The sequence below is a fragment of the Mycobacterium sp. EPa45 genome, assembly GCF_001021385.1.
Lineage (GTDB): Bacteria > Actinomycetota > Actinomycetes > Mycobacteriales > Mycobacteriaceae > Mycobacterium.
This window is the reverse complement of sequence record NZ_CP011773.1, coordinates 6,010,276-6,028,055: the sequence shown is the minus strand read 5'-3', so window position 1 is coordinate 6,028,055 and position 17,780 is coordinate 6,010,276. Positions and strand designations below refer to the sequence as shown.

General features: G+C 65.9%; 23 protein-coding genes. 13 read left to right on the top strand and 10 right to left on the bottom strand.

Annotated features, from left to right (window positions below):
* Nucleotides 1-73 precede the first annotated feature (73 nt).
* The 5 genes from AB431_RS28645 to AB431_RS28625 all read left to right on the top strand — a co-directional run bounded on the left by AB431_RS28645 (nt 74) and on the right by AB431_RS28625 (nt 3,522).
* Nucleotides 74-1,126: a zinc-binding dehydrogenase gene (locus tag AB431_RS28645; RefSeq protein ID WP_047333898.1), complete on the top strand. Its 1,053-nt coding sequence runs from the start codon at nt 74-76 to the stop codon at nt 1,124-1,126.
* Nucleotides 1,123-1,524 (top strand): nuclear transport factor 2 family protein, encoded by a 402-nt coding sequence (locus AB431_RS28640; protein ID WP_047332798.1) that lies wholly within the window; start codon nt 1,123-1,125, stop codon nt 1,522-1,524. Before AB431_RS28645 ends, AB431_RS28640 begins: the two co-directional genes overlap by 4 nt.
* Nucleotides 1,524-2,345: an SDR family oxidoreductase gene (locus tag AB431_RS28635; protein ID WP_047332797.1), complete on the top strand. Its 822-nt coding sequence runs from the start codon at nt 1,524-1,526 to the stop codon at nt 2,343-2,345. Before AB431_RS28640 ends, AB431_RS28635 begins: the two co-directional genes overlap by 1 nt.
* 122 nt (nt 2,346-2,467) lie before the next feature.
* Nucleotides 2,468-2,752, top strand: coding sequence for a hypothetical protein (locus AB431_RS28630; protein WP_047332796.1), 285 nt, complete (start codon nt 2,468-2,470; stop codon nt 2,750-2,752).
* Nucleotides 2,753-2,805: 53 nt separating this feature from the next.
* The gene (locus tag AB431_RS28625; protein WP_047332795.1) at nt 2,806-3,522 is read left to right on the top strand and encodes a CoA pyrophosphatase; all 717 of its coding nucleotides are present in this window, start codon (nt 2,806-2,808) and stop codon (nt 3,520-3,522) included.
* 61 nt (nt 3,523-3,583) lie between these two features.
* Here AB431_RS28625 and sodN read toward each other — a convergent pair whose 3' ends face one another.
* The gene (gene sodN / locus AB431_RS28620; protein ID WP_047332794.1) at nt 3,584-4,006 is read right to left on the bottom strand and encodes a superoxide dismutase, Ni; all 423 of its coding nucleotides are present in this window, start codon (nt 4,004-4,006) and stop codon (nt 3,584-3,586) included.
* Between the two features lie 55 nt (nt 4,007-4,061).
* On the opposite strand from sodN, the gene AB431_RS28615 reads away from it, so the two are divergent.
* Entirely contained in the window at nt 4,062-4,367 is a 306-nt protein-coding gene (locus AB431_RS28615) for a S26 family signal peptidase (RefSeq protein ID WP_047333897.1), read from the top strand.
* Between the two features lie 41 nt (nt 4,368-4,408).
* A complete protein-coding gene (locus AB431_RS28610) occupies nt 4,409-4,582 on the top strand; it encodes a CsbD family protein (protein WP_047332793.1) in 174 nt (57 codons plus the stop codon).
* A gap of 153 nt (nt 4,583-4,735) precedes the next feature.
* On the opposite strand, the gene AB431_RS28605 is transcribed toward AB431_RS28610, so the two are convergent.
* Nucleotides 4,736-5,686, bottom strand: coding sequence for a lytic transglycosylase domain-containing protein (locus AB431_RS28605; protein ID WP_047333896.1), 951 nt, complete (start codon nt 5,684-5,686; stop codon nt 4,736-4,738).
* A 45-nt stretch (nt 5,687-5,731) separates the two neighbouring features.
* Here AB431_RS28605 and AB431_RS28600 point away from each other — a divergent pair, with 45 nt between their 5' ends.
* From AB431_RS28600 to AB431_RS28585, 4 genes are all read left to right on the top strand, one after another.
* Nucleotides 5,732-6,304: a M15 family metallopeptidase gene (locus AB431_RS28600; protein WP_047332792.1), complete on the top strand. Its 573-nt coding sequence runs from the start codon at nt 5,732-5,734 to the stop codon at nt 6,302-6,304.
* Nucleotides 6,305-6,356: 52 nt separating this feature from the next.
* Nucleotides 6,357-7,139 carry a maleylpyruvate isomerase N-terminal domain-containing protein gene (locus AB431_RS28595; protein ID WP_047332791.1) on the top strand — a complete coding sequence of 261 codons (783 nt, stop codon included), beginning with the start codon at nt 6,357-6,359 and terminating at the stop codon, nt 7,137-7,139.
* The gene (locus AB431_RS28590; protein ID WP_047332790.1) at nt 7,136-7,828 is read left to right on the top strand and encodes a DsbA family protein; all 693 of its coding nucleotides are present in this window, start codon (nt 7,136-7,138) and stop codon (nt 7,826-7,828) included. Before AB431_RS28595 ends, AB431_RS28590 begins: the two co-directional genes overlap by 4 nt.
* 84 nt (nt 7,829-7,912) lie before the next feature.
* On the top strand, nt 7,913-9,271 hold the full coding sequence (locus AB431_RS28585; RefSeq protein ID WP_047332789.1) for an HNH endonuclease signature motif containing protein: 1,359 nt from the start codon (nt 7,913-7,915) through the stop codon (nt 9,269-9,271).
* On the opposite strand, the gene AB431_RS28580 is transcribed toward AB431_RS28585, so the two are convergent.
* The gene (locus AB431_RS28580) at nt 9,268-9,588 is read right to left on the bottom strand and encodes a hypothetical protein (RefSeq protein ID WP_047332788.1); all 321 of its coding nucleotides are present in this window, start codon (nt 9,586-9,588) and stop codon (nt 9,268-9,270) included. The two genes, AB431_RS28585 and AB431_RS28580, sit on opposite strands and share 4 nt — an antisense overlap.
* Before the next feature lie 63 nt (nt 9,589-9,651).
* Here AB431_RS28580 and AB431_RS28575 point away from each other — a divergent pair, with 63 nt between their 5' ends.
* The gene (locus tag AB431_RS28575; RefSeq protein ID WP_047332787.1) at nt 9,652-10,005 is read left to right on the top strand and encodes a glyoxalase superfamily protein; all 354 of its coding nucleotides are present in this window, start codon (nt 9,652-9,654) and stop codon (nt 10,003-10,005) included.
* Here the strand turns inward: AB431_RS28575 and AB431_RS28570 are convergent.
* From AB431_RS28570 to AB431_RS28540, 7 genes are all read right to left on the bottom strand, one after another.
* Nucleotides 10,002-11,240, bottom strand: a complete 1,239-nt coding sequence (locus AB431_RS28570) for a DUF445 domain-containing protein (protein WP_144418399.1) — start codon at nt 11,238-11,240, stop codon at nt 10,002-10,004. The genes AB431_RS28575 and AB431_RS28570 overlap by 4 nt on opposite strands.
* Complete coding sequence (locus AB431_RS28565; RefSeq protein ID WP_052960423.1) at nt 11,237-11,893, bottom strand: hypothetical protein; 657 nt, start codon at nt 11,891-11,893, stop codon at nt 11,237-11,239. The genes AB431_RS28570 and AB431_RS28565 overlap by 4 nt, the downstream gene beginning before the upstream one ends.
* Before the next feature lie 48 nt (nt 11,894-11,941).
* Nucleotides 11,942-12,949 (bottom strand): esterase family protein, encoded by a 1,008-nt coding sequence (locus tag AB431_RS28560; RefSeq protein ID WP_369803100.1) that lies wholly within the window; start codon nt 12,947-12,949, stop codon nt 11,942-11,944.
* 70 nt (nt 12,950-13,019) lie between these two features.
* The gene (locus AB431_RS28555; protein ID WP_047332785.1) at nt 13,020-13,487 is read right to left on the bottom strand and encodes a DUF4262 domain-containing protein; all 468 of its coding nucleotides are present in this window, start codon (nt 13,485-13,487) and stop codon (nt 13,020-13,022) included.
* An 84-nt stretch (nt 13,488-13,571) separates the two neighbouring features.
* On the bottom strand, nt 13,572-14,702 hold the full coding sequence (locus AB431_RS28550; protein WP_047332784.1) for an N-acetylglucosamine-6-phosphate deacetylase: 1,131 nt from the start codon (nt 14,700-14,702) through the stop codon (nt 13,572-13,574).
* A 1-nt stretch (nt 14,703) separates the two neighbouring features.
* Nucleotides 14,704-15,489, bottom strand: coding sequence for a glucosamine-6-phosphate deaminase (gene nagB, locus AB431_RS28545; protein ID WP_047332783.1), 786 nt, complete (start codon nt 15,487-15,489; stop codon nt 14,704-14,706).
* A gap of 6 nt (nt 15,490-15,495) precedes the next feature.
* Nucleotides 15,496-15,966, bottom strand: coding sequence for a glucose PTS transporter subunit IIA (locus tag AB431_RS28540; RefSeq protein WP_047332782.1), 471 nt, complete (start codon nt 15,964-15,966; stop codon nt 15,496-15,498).
* 128 nt (nt 15,967-16,094) lie between these two features.
* Here AB431_RS28540 and AB431_RS28535 point away from each other — a divergent pair, with 128 nt between their 5' ends.
* Entirely contained in the window at nt 16,095-17,663 is a 1,569-nt protein-coding gene (locus AB431_RS28535) for a PTS transporter subunit EIIC (RefSeq protein WP_047332781.1), read from the top strand.
* The last annotated feature ends 117 nt before the right edge of the window (nt 17,664-17,780 follow it).

The window sequence follows — 17,780 nt, the reverse complement described above, 5'->3', positions numbered from 1 at the left end:
TGTTCCTACTGTCATTTTGAATGATCGAGATCGTATCTCGATTATTAGAGAAAAGCCACCGGAGGTGCAGTACGTGCGGGCAGCGGTATTGCGACACGGCACGATCGAGGTGCGAGAGACACCGGATCCCGTTCCCGGTCCGGGCGAACTGCTCCTGCGGACGTTGAGCACCGCGATCTGCGCCTCGGACGTGCACTTCATGGACCACCCGCAACTGAGCCTCGACGATCCGACCGGCCGCTCCCTCTATGACGCGGAGCGCGACATCGTGCTCGGGCACGAGTTCGTCGGGGAGGTCGTCGCCCGCGGGCCCGGCTGCAGCGAGCAGATCCCGATTGGTGCCCGGGTGACCTCGATTCCCATCCGTCTGGTCAACGGGGGAGCTGACGGGGCGCGCATCATCGGCCAGCACCCGGAGGCGCAGGGCAGCTTCGCCGAGTTCCTGGTGGTAGCCGAGTCGATTGCCCGGGTGGTCGAAGGCGATGTCTCCAGCGATGCCGCGGCGTTGGTCGACGCGTTCGCCGTGGGCGAGTTCTATGTGCGTTCGGCCGACGTGCAGCCGGGTGAGATCCCGATCGTCATCGGGGCGGGCGCAATCGGCCTCTCGGCGGTCGCCGCGCTGGCGGCCCGCGGGATCGACCCCATCGTCGTGTCGGACTACCAACAGGACCGCCGCGACCTGGCACGCGACGCCTTCGGTGCGCACGTCGTCGTCGATCCGGCGCAACAGTCCCCGTTCGACGTGTGGCGACAACTGCGGGTCGAGCGCAATCTGTGGGGACCGTGCGTCGTCTTCGAGTGTGTCGGGGCCGCTGGGCTGATCCAGAAGCTCGTCGAATCCGCGGACATGGCCACCCGGATCTACTGTGCCGGTGGCTGGTACACCGGTGACACCCTCGACATCACCACCGCGACGCGTCAGGGGGTGACGATCCAATTCGGCGGCGGACCGATGCCGCAGGACTGGTACGGGACGTTGGACGCGATAGCGGCCAAGCGCCTCGACCCCCTGCCCAGCGTGGGTAGGATCGTGACCCTCGACGAGGTACCGGAAGCGATCGACATGGCCCGGCGCTCCGTTGGGCCGCCGCGCATCATCGTGCACCCGAACGGAGACATCGCATGAATGAATTGCAAGACCGCCAGGACATTTCGGATCTGCTGATCCGCTACGCAAGCGGTATCGATCGCCGCGACTGGGACTTGTTCCGGACTGTGTTCACCCCCGACTGCCACGCCGACTACGGCCAGATCGGCGTGTGGGACGGCGTGGAAGCGATCACCGAGTTCATGGACGTCGTCCATGCCGAGCTCGGCTACCTGATGCATCGCATCAGCAATATCGCGATCGATCTGCAGGGCGACCAAGCGGTCACGCGATGCTACGTCGATGCGTGGATCATGATGGCTGACAATGCTTCCGGGGTGAACGCGATGGGTTTCTACGATGACGAGGTCGTGCGTACCGATGCCGGCTGGCGCATCGCACGGCGCACCTTCACGTCGGTGCGGGTGGCGAACTGATGAGTGACGACTTCGCCAACCGCTACGGCCCCTGGGCATTGGTCGCCGGCGCGTCCGACGGCGTGGGTGCGGCCTTCGTCGACGCCCTCGCCGAGCGTGGAGTCAACGTGGTATTGGTCGCCCGCCGCCAGGCTGTGCTCGACGACGTGGCAACGGGCATCCGCGACCGGCACGGCGTCGAAACCAAAACACTGGCAATCGATCTCGCCGCACCCGGTACGGCGGCGACGCTGATCGATGCGGTCTCGGGCCTCGAGGTCGGCTTCCTGGTGTACTGCGCCGGCGCCGACCCCGACTTCAAGCCGTTCCTCGCCAATTCGATCGAAGCGGCCGAGGCGATGGTACAGCGCAACTGTGTGGTGCCCATGCAACTCTGCCATCACTTCGCCGCCCCGATGGTCGAGCGGGGCCGAGGTGGGATCGTGGTGTTCGGGTCCGGGGCAGGCTTTGTCGGCGGTCCCAACATGGTGGCGTACGGCGCGTCCAAGGCCTTCGACATGGTGTTCGCCGAGGCGCTGTGGAGTGAACTGCACGGCAAGGGCGTTGACGTCATCGGCCTTCTCCTCGGCAAGACCGACACGCCCGCGTTGCGCAAGCTCGAATACCAACGCGGGACGCTCTCTTCTGAGGACGAGACGCCGGCCGACGCGGTATCCGTCGGGGAGGTGGTTACCGAAGCATTCGCCAACCTGACCAACGGCCCCACCGTTCTCGTCGGCGAGCAGATGCGCGGCATCGGGCAATTACTGGCATCGATGGACCGAAACGATGCTGCGCGACTGATGGCGCAGTCCATCGCGGCGGCGATGGGGTCGGACTGAACGACCCAAAATTTGCCCAGATCAGACGCCGGATGTTTATCGATTGCAGATCTGGATAGGTATATCGGTGCCAGGCGGGTCGTTACTCACGCACGATTGACGCACGATTGGAGCACGAAGCCATGAAGTTGCTCGACATTGTTGCCGGCGCTGCGATCGCCGGTGGACTGGCTGCAGGCGCATTGGGATTGAGCCCCGCGACCGCGGGCGCCAACCCGCCGCCGCCGCCGCCCGCTCCGGGACAGCCCGCACTTCCGCCGGCCGGACCCGAAGCCGGTAGCCCGCCGGCCTGGGCGCCCCCGAAGCCGGTCGACCCATCGTGGGCCAACGGCAACAAGCAGGTATGGGACACGGGCTGGAACCACTGGGGCGTTTGGATCAACAACGTCTTCATTCCGACCTACTGATTGATCTCCGTCCTCGTGTCTGAGCGACGAGGATCCGGCTCTATGGTCGAACGGTGACGATCACCTACGACGAGGCGCTGCGGGTACAGATTCACGGCCACCTGGCCCGGCATGAACGCCGCGCGGTCGCCGACCCGACGAAGCGCCATGCCGCCGTCGCGGTGGTGCTCGTCGACTCCGAAATCGGCGAGGATCGGGTGGATCCAGCTCCCGTCGACGACTGGATCGCGGGGCGGCCGATGGAGGCCGGTCTGGACGGCCGGATGGTCGGGGTATCCGGTGGCGCCGCATTCTTCCTGTGCCGCAGAGCTTCCCGACTCAGTTCGCACGCCGCACAGTGGGCTCTTCCGGGCGGGCGGCTGGACCCGGGGGAGACCGTTGTCGACGCGGCGCTGCGAGAACTCGACGAGGAGATCGGCGTCAGGCTGCCCGATTCATCGGTGTTGGGGCTCCTTGACGACTACTCGACGCGCTCCGGCTACATCATCACGCCGGTGGTGATCTGGGGTGGCGGCCGGCTGGACCCCCGCCCTTCCCCCGACGAGGTCGTCGCCGTCTATCGGGTGGGGCTGCATCAACTGCAGCGGCCGGACTCGCCGCGGTTCATCACGATTGCGGAAAGTCCTCGGCCAGTTGTGCAGCTGCCGTTGGGCAATGACCTCATCCACGCGCCGACCGGCGCTGTGCTGCTGCAGCTTCGGTGGCTGTGCCTGGAAGGCCGGCACGACCCGGTCGACGAACTCGAGCAGCCGCTGTTCGCCTGGAAATAGGCCCCGGAACGTAAGTGCCGCGCGGCCATTGCGACCGCGCGGCACTCAAGAACAGCAGTTGTCAGGCAGGCGGGTAGACGCCCATGCCCTTGGCCTTCTCGGTCTGCCAGAAGATATCCGAGATCTGGTCGATGGTGTCGAGCAGCTTCTGAGCGACGGCGGCGTCGGTCGACTTCTTGACCTCGCCGGCACCGTGGACGCCGTCCCAAAACAGCTGGTGCAGGTTGGGGAACTGCTCGAAGTGCTCTTTGGCGAAGAAGTCGGCCCACAGCACCATGAGGTGATGCTTGACCTCCTCGGCACGCTGCTCCTTGATGAGGATCGCGCGAGTCCGGAAGTGCTCGTCATCGGAGTCGTTGTACTTCTGGATGGTCTTGAGGCACGACAGCGCCTCGATCTTGGCCTGGGCGGGGTCGTAGACGCCGCAGTACAGGTCGCAGTGAGCGTGGGCAGGGGTGGCGTTGGCGAAAAGTCTTTGCAGCATGGCCCTAACTTACCCTTTCAATATGCGCGAGAACCATGGGCTCGGGTACTGGCCGATGCGCCGTTTCCAGGTGGTCGAGGAGTCGATGGCACCCACCCTTCGCCCTGGTGACGGACTGTTGGCGGTGCGCGGTGGTCGCGTCCGCCAGGGCCAGTTGCGGGTGTTCCCCGATCCCACGCAGCCGTCGCGGTGGCTCATCAAACGGGTGGGGGAGGTTCGGGGGCGCGGTCGCGCCGCCACTTTCCAAGCATGCTCGGACAATCCCCGCGCGCCGGGCGTCGTCGATTCGCGGCGATTCGGCTGGGTGCCGGCGGTCGGTTCCTACCTTGTGGTGTGGACGGTCCGGCACGTCCAGGGCTGAGTGCGAGTTTCGTAATCGGGTTACCGAGGTACACCCGGGGCATGGGTATCTCTGACAAGATCAGCAATAAGGTCGACGACGTCGCAGGCAAGGCCAAAGAGGGAGTAGGCCGCGCCTCCGGTGACAAGAGCACCGAAAACGAGGGCAAGCTCGATCAGGCCAAGTCCAGCCTCAAGGACGCGGGCGAGAAGGTCAAAGACGCCTTCAAGAAGTAATGGAACTTCGCAACGAGCCGCCGGCAACGCCGGTGGACGCCAGGAAAGCGAGCGAAGAGCAGCGCGTCCTCCAGGAGCAGCTGGATCATCAGGACGATGATCCAGCTGGGCCCGGAAAGGTAGATCGGCACCAGGTCGCAGACGAGACCTGAGCTACTGCGGGTGGGTGGCCAGGTACTCGCCGACCGGGATGGGCGCATCCGCTGCGTACCCGATCGGCAGGACTACGTCACCGTCAGTGGTCACGTAGTAGACGTCCCACCGGTAAAAGCCCGCGAATGTGGCGGGATCGGCGAGGACCGCGGCGTAATCCTTGACGGCGGCCACGTATTGGTCGGCGTGGTTGTAGCGGAAGATGGCGCGATCGGGGTCCGCGTCGAAGCCGTTGGCAGCCAGATACCGTCCGGCGGCCAGGACACTGTCGCGGGGCGAGCGGATGTCACCACCGTCGCCGTAGGCGGCGAAGGTCGACGGCAGAAACTGCATCGGTCCATCCGCACCGGCGGTGCTCAGTCCCGCGATGCTGCCGAAGCGGGTCTCGATCAGGTTGATCGCCGCCAGGTAATTCCAACCGACGCCAGTCGCGGCTTCCGCCTCGTGGTAGTAGCCGAGCAGTTCGTCGGCCGGAGGCGGCGGCTGGACGCGCCACGCAGGCAGGGTGTCTCGCGTGGTTGCCATCGCGGCGAGCTGTCGCCGCGCGTCGACATGGCGGTCGTAGGCGTCGATCAGCGTCGCGGGAATCCGCGACCGGATGGTCCCATCCCACTCGGGGTGGCGTCCGATGCTGCGGTAGGCGACCTGCTGACGCCGCGCAGCCGCCGCAAGAGCGGCTTCCGGGGTCGACGGGTCGCGGATGGCCAGCTCATCGGCGACCAGGTCGTCGGCCAGCTGGGCGGGATCCGATGCCAGCCGGGGCTGGGCACCCGCGAGCGCGCCGGGAGTGGTTGTGGCGTCCAGGGCGGCCGCGGGTACAGAGGTGGCCGACGGGCCCGCTACCGGTGTTGTCGCAGAGTCGACCGTCCGTGGCGTGCACCCGGTCACGGCCAGCAGGGCCGCGGCGAGTAGGAGGGACAGTCGGGTGCGCACCGCTGAAGTCTGTCGCATCGCAGCGGTGAGCACCAGGATTCGGTCTGCGATGATGAGGAGATCATGCGGATAGATGGCACGTTCGTGGCGGCCGGGATGGTTGGCGCGGCGATCGCGGCGGCGGTCGTGGTGGGTGCCGCCCCGGCGACCCGAATTGCCCTGGCGGACAACACAGTCAGCGTCGATCCGCCGGCAATTATCGCCGGTGACGGATCGTTGGCAGACGGCCAGATCGTGACGCCGTTCGATGTGCAGAACCCCGCCATCGGGCGCTTGGACCCGAGCCTGCTCGACGCGATTCAGCAGGCGGCCACGGCGGCGTCGGCCGCCGGCATCACGATGACGATCACCTCCGGGTGGCGGTCGCCGGAGTTCCAGCAGCGTCTGCTTGACAGCGCAGTGGCTCAGTACGGCAGCCTGGCGGCCGCGCGTGAGTACGTGCAGACTCCGGAGGCGTCCAGGCATGTCGTCGGCGAGGCGGTCGACGTGGGGGGCGTGGGCGCTGACCAGTGGTTGACGGCCAACGGTGCGCGGTTCGGGCTGTGCCGCATCTACGCCAACGAGGTGTGGCATTTCGAGCTGGCGACCGATCCTGCGGGCAACTGCCCGCCGATGCTGACCAACGCCGCGGGCTGACGGATCAGCCCGATCAGACCCGGCCGTCCGCCGCGCGTAGTTTGATCGAGTCATGAGGAGTCTGGACGAGATCCGCGCCGCACTCGAGGCGTGTTACGGCGCTATCGAGGGCCTGTGCGCCGACCTGAGCGAGGCCGATTGGAAGGCACAGTCGCTGTGCCCGGACTGGGTCGTCCGCGATGTCATTCAGCACGTTGTCAGCATTGAAGCCGTCATGGCGGGCTGGCTGCCGCAGGACGATGCCACCCCGCCGCCGTTCGGCCGGGCGGCAGAGTTCCTGGCCGGCACGGACGATCCCGCGATCCTGGCCGACAAGGTCACTTCCGTCTTCGCCGAGCGGCGGCGCGACCTCAGCACGCTGACGGCCGCCGACCTCGACCGGCCATCGTGGATGCCCACCGGCCGCGGAACCTACGGCCGATTCCTGGAGATCCGGGTCTTCGACTTCTGGGTTCACGTGCGCGACATCACGATTCCACTCGGCCGGCCCACCGACGACACCGGCCTGGCCGCCGAACTGGCGCTGGCGCAGGTGGAAAGCTCGATCGGCTACATCGCCGGTAAGAAGGTCGGTGTCCCCGAGGGCAGCAGCATCGCCTTCCAGCTGACCGGGCCGCTGGTTCGGGAGATCGATGTCGCCGTCAACGGACGGGCGAAACAGGTTGACCACCTTGATAACCCGACAGCGACGCTGACGACGGACTCGACCACCTTCATCATGCTCGCGTGTGGCCGCATCGATCCCCAGGCGCAGATCGACTCCGGTGCGGTCAGCTGGACCGGCGACGCCGAGCTCGGTGAACGCGCCGCCCGCAACCTGAGGTTCACGATGTGAGCGGGCGGCCCGAGTCCGTCGACTTCCACTTCGACGTCATGTGCCCGTACGCCTACCAGACGTCGCTCTGGATCCGCGAGGTGCGGGACCGGACCGGGGTGGTGGTGAACTGGCGCTTCTTCAGCCTTGAGGAGATCAATCGCCAGGAGGGCAAAAAGCACCCCTGGGAACGCGATTGGTCCTACGGCTGGTCGATGATGCGCGTCGGGGCGCTGTTGCGCCGCGAGTCGATGGCGGCTGTGGAGGCCTGGTACCAACGTGCCGGGCGGGCCTTGCACGTCGATGGTCACAAACCGCACGACCCGGCGGTGGCCCGGCACTTGCTGGCGGAGTTGGGATTCGACCCTGCACTGGTGGACCAGGCCATCGCGGATCCCACCACGGGTGACGAAGTCCTGGCCGACCACAATCGGGTCGTGGCGGCGGATGGCTACGGGGTACCGACGCTGTTCTTCCCCGACGGGCAGTGCCTGTTCGGGCCGGTGCTCATCGACCCGCCGACCGGGGATGCCGCGGTGCGGCTGTGGGACGCCGTCGTCGCGTGGACCGAATTTCCGCACCTTTACGAGCTTCAGCGGCCCAAGACGCCGACCGATGAACGATTGATCGCCGAGACCTTCCGCCCGTATCTGGAGGCGCGCGACTGGGTCTCCATCAACCGGGGCGAGGTCATCAGCTTCGGCGATTAGCGCTGTTATCCCCAGTCTCGGGTTCGTCCACAGATCGGATCTGACGTCGGTTTCCGCCGGCCCCGGCGGGCATAGGATTCGAACATGCTTTCGATCGAAGTGGATGAGGCGCTCGATTCGATCGAGGCGGCGTTGACCACGCTGGCGAAGGTCGATCTTGCCGGGCTTGCGGTGATCGACGTGTTGGAGTTGGCCGCTCGGTGTGAGAAGGCAACCCGCCGTCATGATGTGGTGCGCTACGACCTCAGCCATGAGCTGCATCGGCGTGAGCTCAGCGAGCTTGGTGGCAAGCCGGGCAAACTGCTCGCGGATTGGTTGCGGATCACCCCGGCCGAAGCCCGCCGCCGCGCCGAGGTCATCGAGCCGCTGACCCCGCGCACCAGCCTGACCGGTGAACCGGTGGCGCCGCGTCAGCCGGGCACGGCCGAGGCATGGCGCGGCGGGCTCCTCGACGGCGAGCATGTGCGGATCATCCAGAAATTCCTGGGTGCGCTGCCGGTCGACGTCCCCGGCGAGGTCCGCGAAGACGCTGAACGGTTCCTGGCCGAGCACGCACTGCGAATGCGTCCGGATCAGTTGAGCCGAGTGGCGCACCGGCTGGCGTTGGAGATCAACCCTGACGGGGAGTTCTCCGATGAGGACCGGGCCCGTAAACGCACCGTGGTCGTCGGGCGCCAGCAGCCCGACGGGATGACCGAGATCCGTATCCAGGCCACCCCGGAGATGAGCTCGTACGTCGAGGCGGCATTCGCCAAGTACGCCACGCTGGGTATGTGCAACCCGGCCGATCAGACCGCGGTCACCGAAGGTGAGCCCACCGCCGAACACGCGCAGGCTGACACCCGCACGCTCGGCCAACGCCAACACGACGCCCTGATGGCGATGCTGCGCCGCACCCTCGGCGACCCGGTACTGGGCCAGCACAACGGGCTACCCGTCACCGTGATCGTGTCCACCACCTTGCAGCAGTTGCAGACCAAGACCGGCCACGGGGTGACCGGCGGCGGCACCATGCTGCCGATCACCGACGTCATCCGGATGGCCCGACACGCCTACCACTACCTGACGATCTTCGACGGGGTCACCGGCCAAGCATTGTGGCTGGGCCGCACCAAACGCATCGCCTCGGCCGATCAACGAATCGTGTTGCACTCCAAAGACCGCGGCTGCACCAAACCAGGCTGCACCGTCCCGGGCTATGCCGCCCAGGTCCACCACGCCGCCAAAGACTGGAAACACGGCGGCGCCACCAACATCGACGAACTCGCCTTTGCCTGCCCACCCGATAACCAACTCGTCGAAACCGGCGGCTGGACCACCCGAAAACAACCCAACGGCGACACCGAATGGATACCACCACCACACCTGCCGATCCACGTCGGCGGCGTCAACGACTTCCACCATCCAGAACGCTTCCTGCCGAAAAGCGACGAAGGTGGTTAGGCCTGGAAGTTCTCGCCGCTGTCATCGTTCGAGGGGTCCGACAACGACAGCGAGGCGATCAGGTACATCAGCCCGAAGATGATCGCCGCCGAGAAGAAGTCGAACCACTGGAACGGGTAGAACGCACCGTCGATCGAGAGCACCAAGATGACCTCAACCAGACCAAAGATCGCCAGGAACGCGCCAATGCCCAGCTGCGACAAGCGGCGATGTCGTTGCGTACGGCGCACTTCCACCACAAGCGTGAGCAAAAGCAGGGGCAGCACCTGAGCCAGCGTGCTAGCGGTTCTGCTGTCTACCAACACGACGGTGTGCATGATGCGGGCCTCCTGGTCGAAATGAGTCTCCCATCGCGATGCCGCGGAGGGTTGAATGGACGGATGCGTGTCAACCGGATCATTGCCGACCTCCAGGTCGCCGACATCGAGGCGGCCAAGGGTTTCTACACCGATTACCTGGGGCTGACGACCGAAGAGTTCAACCTCGGCTGGGTGGCCCGCTTCACCAGCCCCGACACCGGTGCGAACCTGCAGCTGCTGACCGATGACGCGACCGCGCCTGCGGCGCCCGTCATCTCGGTCGCGACCGATGACGTCGACGCCGCGTACCAGCAAGCCTGCGCCCGTGGCTACGAGATCGTGCACCCGCTGACGACGGAATCGTGGGGAGTGCGGCGCTTCTTCGTTCGCGATCCGGACGGCAACGTCATCAACGTTGTGGCACACCGGGACTAGTGGCCGGCGAGCATCACGATCAGTTCGGCTTGCACTTCGCCGAACAGGAAGCCGAGGGCGGCGCCGAGCACGACGATGATCCATTCGTCATCCTTGAACGCGGGCCGCAGCAGATTCTCGTAGGACTGTGCGTCGAGGTCGCGCATCTTCTCGACCATCATGTCTTCGAGTTGGAGCCGCTCCTGAAAGTATCCCTCGATGTAGCTTGATGTCTCGGGCAGCTTCGCGATGATGGAGGCCGCGATCTGCTGCTTCATCTGCTGGTACTGCCGACTGCCCACAGCATTGATCACCCGGACAGCTCTGCCGAGTTGAGCGTCGATCGTGTTGCTGATCTCGGTTTGAATGAGATCGAAGAACTTGTCCGACATCGGACCGGTCAGCACGCTTTCCATGATGGCCTTCGGCGTGAAGATCTCCCGTGCCATCAACGCGGCGTACCCCTTGATCACGTCATCGCGTTCAGCCTGGAAAACGCCCTGCCACTTGATGCCGGGGAACACCGTACGCCGTTCCAGTGGACGGAAAATCATCTGCAACGCAACGAAATCGGTGAGGCCACCGGTCAAGAGTCCGAACGCAGGCAACGTCCATACCCATCCGGTGAAGCCGAAGACCAGAACCTGGACGAGGCCGATGGTGAACCCGAACCACAAACCGGCCCGGACCAGGAACTTGAACGCGGACTGGCCGATGTCCTGGAACACGCGGTTGAGCTTGGCCTTGTCGCGGACCAGGTTGGTGACGACCATGTGCTTGATGTCGAAGATCTGGTCCACCTGACCGCGCAGCTCGGCGAACATCGCCCGTGAGGCGGCCGGGATACGGTTGTTCACGTTGGCTACGATGAGGTCTTTGACCTGGTCTGGTGTGGCACGCCACAACTGGGGTTGAAGCGCCATCATCATGGTGTCGACGAGTTCGGTGGCCGCCGCGTTGAGCGGCTCGCCAAGTTCCTTCACGAGCTCGTCGGGATCGATCTTATCGAACATCTCCTCGGGTTTCAGGATCCCCGAGGTGAGTGAATCCACGGCAACGGCAGCCATTTTCGGCGCCCGCTTGGGGATCTGGCCCTGCCATCCCAGATACGGCTTGATGCCCTTGAATTCGACGGGATAGAACATCATCTTCAGCGCGAGGATCTTCGTAGCCCAGCCGACCAACGCCGCCCCGAGCGGTATGGACACATAGACCCACCACGGATAGGTGAAGACGTGGGCCATGTCGATACTCACTTGGCGGCCTCCCACAGCTCTTGGCCGAGCTCGGATATCCGGACGGTTCGCCGGATCACACGTGCGGAGCGGATACCGCGCCGCGCCTTGGCAATTGCCATGTTCACGACAGCATCGGTGAGCAGCATCTCGTAGTCGTCGTACATCGCGTTCCCGCCTTCGGGCCCGATGACCGCAAGCCCGGCGAGAACGAGGCGACTGACGTAGAGGGGGGTGTGATGAGGAAGCGAGACGCCGGCGGCGCGCCCCACCGTCGAGGCGTTGGTCAGGACCAGTGCGGTGCTGGTGCCCAGCAGCGGCTCGGCGATATCGATGACGGGGTAGGAGGCGCCGTCGGACAGCGCGGCGAGGATGCGCGCCTCGTCGGGTAGGAGCTCCTGCAGCAGCGACAGGTAGAGGGCCGTCCGGCTGTCGTCGGGGCGGCTGTACATAGACCGGTCGAGTAGGTCACGCAGGACGTCGGTCGGAGTTGCGGGCGGCTGATCGGTGGAGAGTTCCGGCGGCTCGTCGGGCGGCGGGTCGATCTCGGCGAGATGTGCTTTTATCGCACGGATTACGGCTCGCTCAGCGTCAGCGAGCCGAGCCAGGATCTGACCGATCAACGGCGTCTGGGCGACGGAACGCTCGACTGACTGCAACGAGATCCCACCCATTCGTGGATGGTATGCGACCCCGGCGCGCGCGCAGGGGACTTCGCAGTATCAGGCGGTCGGGGTTGCTCCCAGCACCCGCTGCAGATCGCCCTTCATCGCCTGCAGCTGTGCGCCCCAGTACCCCCAACTGTGCGTACCGCTGGGCGGGAAGTTGAAGACCGCGTTGCGGCCGCCGGCGGCTTGATACTTGCGCTGGAACTCCTTGTTGGTGTTCAAGGTGATGTTCTCCAGGTATCCGGCCGTGAACAGTCCGCCGAAGGTGGGGTCGTCGGTGTTGTCGAGTTCCGACGGTGCGCCCGTGCCGCAATAGATCCACACCGCGGTCCCGTTGGCGACCAGCCGTGCGACATTGACCATCGGGTCGTTGCGCTGCCAGGCCGGATCGTTGGTGGGGCCCCACATGTCCGTGGAGCGATAACCGCCGCCGTCCTTCATCGCCAGCCCGATCAGCGTGGGCCACAATCCCAGTGAGGGGTTGAGGAATCCCGACAGCGAGCCCGCGAAGATGAACTGTTGGGGATGCCAGATCGCCAGCGTCAGTGCTGCGCTGCCGGACATCGAAAGACCCACGACCGCATTGTTGATCGGAGTGACACCCTTGTTGAGCGCTAGCCAGGCAGGCAGCTCCTGGGTGAGGAACGTCTCCCACTTATAGGTCAAGGTCCCGTTCGACCCGGCCGCCGGTTGATACCAATCGCTGTAGAAGCTCGATTGGCCACCGACCGGCATCACCAGTGACAGCCCGGATTGGTAATACCACTCGAACGCGGCGGTGTTGATGTCCCAGCCGTTCTCGTCGTCGCGGGCGCGCAAGCCGTCCAAAAGGTAGAGCGCATGCGCGCCACCGCCCTGGAATTGGATCCGGATGGTGCGGCCCATCGCCGGTGATGGCACATCGAAGGCTTCCACCGGCAGACCGGACCGGGAGTACCCGGCGGCGGGGGCGGTCTGGCCTACGACGCCGACCAGTCCGGGGGCCAGCAGCAGGGTCGTGGTGAGGATCCCGAGCCGCCGCAACCAGCGGGTCGCGCGATGCACGAAGGTCCTCACAGCCAGCAACGTAACAACGCCGACAGCGTCGGCCGGCCCTGGCACGCCTGCCGTGATTGCTTTGTGACCACCGATATCACGCGGCTCTGGTGCGCACCCCCAATACCGGTTGACGGCTTTCCCGATCGCAGAAATCGGCCGCCCACGGCCACCGGCCGCGACCGTCCGACCAGACCAATTGCAGCGCACGAATATCCCTGCCGTACAGGGCAATCGCGAAGCCCATGTGCGCATCAGGATGTTCGACCTCGACGACCTCGAGCATCGGGCCGCCGCACAGGGTGAACTGCTGACCGGCCGTGAGGTCGGCACCGCCCACCACAAGCTCGGCTGACCGACTCAGCAGGCGAGCGGCGCGTTGCGGCGACACGTTCGTCATCAGCAGCTCCGGTACGTCGTAATCGCTCAAGCCGATCGTGTACGCGAACGGCATCGTGGACGATTCGACGTATTGCACCGCCCAGCCCCGCCGCAGGATCTTGGCACGGACCTCGTCGAGGTAGTCGGCAACGGTGTTGTCCGGATGGTCGCACAACCAGCACATTGCGGGCCCCTTTCGTCGGCGCGACGGCGTTTCAGACACCATGCCCGAGGGGTCCGACAAGAATTCGAACGGGCGTTCGTCGGCTCAGCGTGTAACCCAGGCGCCGCCGTTCAGGACGTCGGTTACCGTGAGGTCGGCGCCGAGCGCGACCAGGTCGGCGCGCGCTCCCGGGGTCAGTTCGGGACACGGAAGCCCCAGTGCGCGAGCCGGATTCACCGAAGACTGGCGTACCGCGAGCAGCAGTGCCTCGTCGTCGGGCAGCCCGCTGTGGGCGACGGCGAACGCGAACACCCGGTCCATGGTGGCGGTGCTGCCCGCAATCGTCGACGTGCCGGCCAACCGGGCCACCCCGTCGTCGACCTCGACGTCCATCCTCCCGATCCGATAGCGACCATCGCTGACTCCCGCTGCGGCCATGGCGTCGGTGATCAGTGACATCCGGTCGGGGCCGGCCGCGTGAGCCACGTGCCGGTACAGGGCGGCGTCGACGTGCACGCCGTCGGCGATCAACTCGACCGTCACACGCGGGTCTTCCAGCAGCGCGATCACGGGGCCCGGCTCACGGTGGTGAATCGGGCGCATGGCGTTGAACAGATGCGTGCCCACCGTCGCGCCCATGGCGATCGCTGCGCGCGTCTGCTCGTAGGTCGCCTCGGTATGGCCGACCGCAGCCACCGCACCGGCGGCGACGATTCGCTCGATCGCCGCCGGCGCGCCCACCCGTTCCGGCGCCAGGGTGACCATTCGGATTGCTCCACCACCGGCCTGTAACAGCCGGTCGACCTCGTCGATGTCCGGATCGCGGAGCAGCACGGGATCGTGCGCCCCACAGCGCTGCACCGCGAGCCACGGCCCCTCCAGGTGAACTCCGGCGATCAAACCGTCCCGCACGTGGCCGGCGAGCACCCTGACCTGGTGCAGCAGCTCGGCCGGACCGGCCGATACCAGCGAGGCGATCAAGGTGGTGGTGCCATGCCGGCGGTGCAGCTCCACCACAGCGGCGGTGTCCGCCGCTGTCGCCGCCGAGAAATCCGAGCCGCCGCCGCCGTGCACGTGGGTGTCGACGAAGCCGGGCACCACAGTGGTCAGCTCGCGGTCGGCGGCGTGGGGTGGCACTCCCTGGCCGAGCGCTCGAACTGTCGTACCCGACACCTCAATCCAGCCGGGGCGCAACAACTCTCGGCCGGTCAGCAAGGTTTCGGCGATGAGCAGCAATTCAGATGCCCTGCCAGTGTGGTTTGGAGCGGTAGGTCTCCCGGTAATAGTCGGCCAGTTGCAGTCGCCGGGCCGCGCCGCCGTCGAGGAGCACTGTGGCATGGGGGTGGTGCTGCAGGATGGTGGCCGGCCACATCGCGCTGACCGGGCCCTCGACCAGCTGGTGCACGGCCTCGGCCTTGGTGCGGCCGATGGCCACCAGAACCACGTGCCGGGCCGCCATGATCGTGCCCAGGCCCTGGGTTAGGCAGTGGGTCGGCACCCGGTCGGGGTCATCACCGAAGAAGCGGGCGTTGTCGATGCGTGTCTGCCGGGTCAGCGTTTTGATCCGGGTACGTGACGCGAGCGACGACCCCGGCTCGTTGAAGCCGATGTGGCCGTCGGTGCCGATACCCAGGATCTGCAGATCGATACCGCCGGCCGCGGCGATGGCCGCCTCGTAGGTGCCGCACGCCACGGGGATGTCTTCGGCCAACCCATCGGGACCCGCAACGGCGCCAGGCGCGAAGTCGACACGTGAGACGAACACGGTGTCGATGACGTTGCGGTAGCGCTCGGGATGATCGGCGGGCAACCCGACGTACTCGTCGAGGGTGAAGCCGCGGGCCTGCCGAAATGAGATGCGGCCCGCGTTGTGGCGGGCTGCGAGTTCGTCGTAGATCGCCAGCGGTGACGAGCCGGTGGCCAGGCCCAGCACCGCCGCCGGCTTGCGAGTGAGCAGCGACTCGACGGCATCGGCCGCGATGGCGCCGATCTGTGCGGCGTCCTCGAGGATGACGACTTCCATCGGCCCCTACTTGTTCGCGGTGAAAAGCACTGAGCCCGAGCTGATTTCGGCACCCGCGGTGACCGCTGCGCTTACCGTGACATTGCCCGGCTCGCGTTCATCCATTACCACGACGGGAACTATCGGATTCAACCCCGCCGCCACCACCGAGGGCACGTCATAGGTTATGACCGGTTGGCCGGCGGTCACCGTATCGCCCTCGGCGACACGGGCACTGAAGCCGGCGCCGCTCAGCGTCACCGTGTCGAGTCCGAGATGGACCAGCACGCCGACGTTCTCGCTCGTCATGATGATGTAGGCGTGGGGCATCAGCTTGAGGAGGCGACCGCTGACCGGCGCGACCGCGTCGATGACGTCGTGCGGCGGATCTATCGCGGCGCCGTAACCCACCATGCCTTGCGAGAAAACGGGATCGGGTACGTCACCGAGTGCGACGGCACGCCCGGACACCGGCGCGTGGACAGGCGTTGTGCTCACATCGACTCCTTACCCCTGGTCGTCAACAATAGAGAGTCCGTACCTGCGGGGGTGGCCGAAACAACGTCTCATCTGCCCGCCGTTGTCTAGGCTTCGGCTGTGCTGCGACACAGGGAGGCCGGGCGGTCATGAACGACACCACGAAAAAGTCCGGGGCACAGCAAAAGTCGGGACTGCGCATACCGGGCTTCGCCCAGCTGCAGCGTCTCGGCAAGAGTCTGATGCTGCCGATCGCCGTGCTCCCGGCGGCCGGCATCCTGCTGCGCCTCGGCCAAGATGACCTGCTGGGCCGGATCAAAGCGCCGGTGATCGGCCCGTTCTTCCAGGCGATGAGCGCCGCCGGTGGGGCATTGTTCAACAATCTGGCGTTGTTGTTCGCCGTCGGCGTCGCGATTGGCTTCGCCCGCAAGGCCGATGGTTCTACCGCGCTCTCAGCCGTCGTCGGCTACCTGGTGATGCAGGCGGTGTTCAAGACGATGTCACCGTTCGTACTGGCCGGTCAGCTCGACAAGGCCGGCGAACAGGCGCAGATCAACTACAGCGTGTTCGGCGGGATCGTGGTCGGCCTGCTCACCGCATGGCTGTTCGACCGGTACCACACCATCCAACTGCCGTCATATCTCGGGTTCTTCGGCGGTCGGCGCTTCGTGCCGATCGTGGTCTCGCTGGCGAGTCTCGTGGTGGCCTTCGCGATGAGTTACTTCTATCCGATTTTCGACGCCGGTCTGACCGGACTGGGCCACTTCATCGGCGGCGCCGGTGCGCTGGGCGCCTTTGTCTACGGCTTCGCCAACCGCATGCTGATTCCGCTGGGCCTGCACCACATCCTGAACTCCTACGTGTGGTTCATCTACGGCAGCTACCCGAGCGGCGATGGTCATGTCGTCACCGGCGAGCTGAGCCGGTTCGCCGCGGGCGATCCCAGCGCCGGGCTGTTGACGTCGGGCTTCTATCCGATCCTGATGTTCGGTCTGCCCGGTGCGGCGCTGGCCATGATCCACGTCGCGAACTCCAAGCAGCGCAAGGTCGCGTTCGGCATCCTGTCGGCCGCCGCGCTGACCGCGTTCCTCACCGGCGTCACCGAACCGCTGGAGTTCGCCTTCATGTTCGTGGCGTTCCCGCTCTACATCGTGCACGCGGTGCTGACTGGACTGTCGCTGGCTATCGCGTACCTACTCGACATCCATCTCGGGTTCTCGTTTTCGGCCGGCCTGATCGATCTGCTGCTGTACGGCACCGCACCCGCCGCCAAGAACATCCCCCTGCTGATCGTCATGGGCCTGGTCTTCTTCGCGGTGTATTACCTGCTGTTCCGGTTCGCGATCACCAGGTGGAACATGCGCACGCCCGGCCGCGAGCCGGAAGCCGAATTTGATGCCGAGGAACGGGCCAACCTCGGCGAGGGTGCCGCGTCAGCAACCCCGGTCGAGGGCGGGGGTGCGGTGGCAACGGCCCCGGTGGCCGTCGACAGCAAGGCCGAACAGCTCATCGCCGCGTTCGGCGGCCGGGAAAACCTGCGCAGCGTCGACGCGTGCATCACGCGGCTGCGCATGGAAGTCGTTGACCCCGGCAAGGTCGATCACGACCGGCTGAAGGGCATGGGCGCCGCGGGTGTGATCGAGGTCGGCACCAGTGTGCAGGCCGTCTTCGGGACCCAGGCCGAGGTGCTGAAGAACGAGATCAACGACGCCCTGTAACGGCGCGGGCCGAGTAGTGCCGCCGAAACTGGGAAGTGTCGCACCGGTCCGGGAGGAACACGCAAAGGAAACGCATAGGCTTCGAACCTTTACCGTTCCGTGCCAGAAGTGTGACCT

Excerpts from the sequence above, each read along its gene's own strand:
- AB431_RS28615 (WP_047333897.1), top strand. The coding sequence starts at position 4,062 with ATGCGCCGTTTCCAGGTGGTCGAGGAGTCGATGGCACCCACCCTTCGC.
- AB431_RS28635 (WP_047332797.1), top strand. The coding sequence starts at position 1,524 with ATGAGTGACGACTTCGCCAACCGCTACGGCCCCTGGGCATTGGTCGCC.
- AB431_RS28640 (WP_047332798.1), top strand. The coding sequence starts at position 1,123 with ATGAATGAATTGCAAGACCGCCAGGACATTTCGGATCTGCTGATCCGC.
- AB431_RS28600 (WP_047332792.1), top strand. The coding sequence starts at position 5,732 with ATGCGGATAGATGGCACGTTCGTGGCGGCCGGGATGGTTGGCGCGGCG.
- AB431_RS28605 (WP_047333896.1), bottom strand. The coding sequence starts at position 5,686 with ATGCGACAGACTTCAGCGGTGCGCACCCGACTGTCCCTCCTACTCGCC.
- AB431_RS28555 (WP_047332785.1), bottom strand. The coding sequence starts at position 13,487 with ATGTGCTGGTTGTGCGACCATCCGGACAACACCGTTGCCGACTACCTC.
- AB431_RS28585 (WP_047332789.1), top strand. The coding sequence starts at position 7,913 with ATGCTTTCGATCGAAGTGGATGAGGCGCTCGATTCGATCGAGGCGGCG.
- AB431_RS28630 (WP_047332796.1), top strand. The coding sequence starts at position 2,468 with ATGAAGTTGCTCGACATTGTTGCCGGCGCTGCGATCGCCGGTGGACTG.
- nagB (WP_047332783.1), bottom strand. The coding sequence starts at position 15,489 with ATGGAAGTCGTCATCCTCGAGGACGCCGCACAGATCGGCGCCATCGCG.
- sodN (WP_047332794.1), bottom strand. The coding sequence starts at position 4,006 with ATGCTGCAAAGACTTTTCGCCAACGCCACCCCTGCCCACGCTCACTGC.
- AB431_RS28565 (WP_052960423.1), bottom strand. The coding sequence starts at position 11,893 with ATGGGTGGGATCTCGTTGCAGTCAGTCGAGCGTTCCGTCGCCCAGACG.
- AB431_RS28575 (WP_047332787.1), top strand. The coding sequence starts at position 9,652 with ATGCGTGTCAACCGGATCATTGCCGACCTCCAGGTCGCCGACATCGAG.
- AB431_RS28580 (WP_047332788.1), bottom strand. The coding sequence starts at position 9,588 with ATGCACACCGTCGTGTTGGTAGACAGCAGAACCGCTAGCACGCTGGCT.
- AB431_RS28595 (WP_047332791.1), top strand. The coding sequence starts at position 6,357 with ATGAGGAGTCTGGACGAGATCCGCGCCGCACTCGAGGCGTGTTACGGC.
- AB431_RS28610 (WP_047332793.1), top strand. The coding sequence starts at position 4,409 with ATGGGTATCTCTGACAAGATCAGCAATAAGGTCGACGACGTCGCAGGC.
- AB431_RS28535 (WP_047332781.1), top strand. The coding sequence starts at position 16,095 with ATGAACGACACCACGAAAAAGTCCGGGGCACAGCAAAAGTCGGGACTG.